The organism is Vibrio sp. 1562 (assembly GCF_033340155.1).
Classification (GTDB): domain Bacteria; phylum Pseudomonadota; class Gammaproteobacteria; order Enterobacterales; family Vibrionaceae; genus Vibrio; species Vibrio alginolyticus.
The window spans coordinates 1-1,241 of record NZ_JAWOVY010000092.1 but is presented as its reverse complement, the minus strand read 5'-3'; the positions used below and the strand labels follow the sequence as shown (position 1 = coordinate 1,241).

At 47.2% G+C, this 1,241-nt stretch carries 1 protein-coding gene and 1 pseudogene; both read right to left on the bottom strand.

All coding sequences use genetic code 11. From position 1 onward, the window contains the following. Window positions 1-111: pseudogene (locus R7Z49_RS23380) on the bottom strand (U32 family peptidase); the annotation flags it as partial. A gap of 20 nt (window positions 112-131) precedes the next feature. Next, a complete protein-coding gene (locus tag R7Z49_RS23375) occupies window positions 132-1,145 on the bottom strand; it encodes a peptidase U32 family protein (RefSeq protein ID WP_005456088.1) in 1,014 nt (337 codons plus the stop codon). Window positions 1,146-1,241: the final 96 nt, after the last annotated feature.

Below are 1,241 nucleotides of genomic sequence, written 5' to 3'. Positions count from 1 at the left end.
GGTTTCACCCAAGTAGATAATGTCTGCCGAGCTTTCTTTTGCTTGTAAGTAAAATGCTTCGATATCTTGTTTTGGCCAGAAGTACAGCAGTGGGCCAAGTGCGTATTTCATTGAATTTTCCATCTTAACCTCTACTGCCATTTACGGTGGTATGCACCCAGCGTGGTTTGCGTACCTTCAGAAACGTTAGCCAGTGCGGCATCCCAAGCTGCTTCGACTTGGTAAGCTTCTGGGTTTGCTTGGTAACGATCAATTGCTGCGCGCCAAGTGCGAGTAACTTGCTCTACATAGGCAGGGCTGCGTTGACGGCCTTCAATTTTTACCGACGCTACGTTTGCTGCAAACAGTTCAGGAAGCATAGAGAGAGTATTTAAACTGGTTGGTTCTTCCAGCGCGTGGTAACGTTTTTTCTCGCCTTCAATTTCAGCTTCAAAGCGGCCTTTACAAAGCGTTGGATAGCCTGCGTTTTCACCCGCGCAGTAACGGTCGATCAAAATGTTGTTTAATCGAGACTCCAAGCCTTGTTCAGTTTCTTGCCAGCGCACGTATTTCGCTGGAGAGCAGGCTCCGACCGTATTTGGTGATTCACCCGTCATGTAAGACGACAAGTAACAACGACCTTCAGACATGATGCACAGACTGCCAAACGCAAATACTTCCAGCTCGACATCACTGGTGATGTTGCGCGACAGTTGTTTCACCTGATGAATGGACAACACGCGAGGCAATACCACACGTTTAACGTTGAAGTTTTGCTTGTAGAAATCAATCGCAGCTACGTTGGTAGCAGAAGCTTGCACGGAAAGGTGTAGCTCAAGCTCAGGGTATTTGCGAGCAGCGTACTCAAGAACAGCAATGTCAGCGACAATCAGTGCATCTACGCCCAATGCCGCTGCGTTATCGACGGCGTTCGTCCAGCGTTCAAAACCGTTTGGATGAGCAAAGGTATTGAGTGCAACGTGGATCTTTTTGTTGTGGTCATGCACATATTGCACGGCCTTTTCTAGTTTTTTACCGTTGAAGTTCAAACCAGCAAAGTGACGCGCGTTGGTATCGTCTTTGAAGCCGATGTACACGGCATCTGCACCGCAATCAATCGCGGTTTTTAGCGCAGGCAGGTTACCCGCGGGACACAAGAGTTCCATATGCTCACAATCATAGAGAAGGAAAAGGTGCCCGCATTTTATGAAGAATTATGAATAGCTAATTTGACCTAAGTTAGGTTTAGCTCAATAAACTCA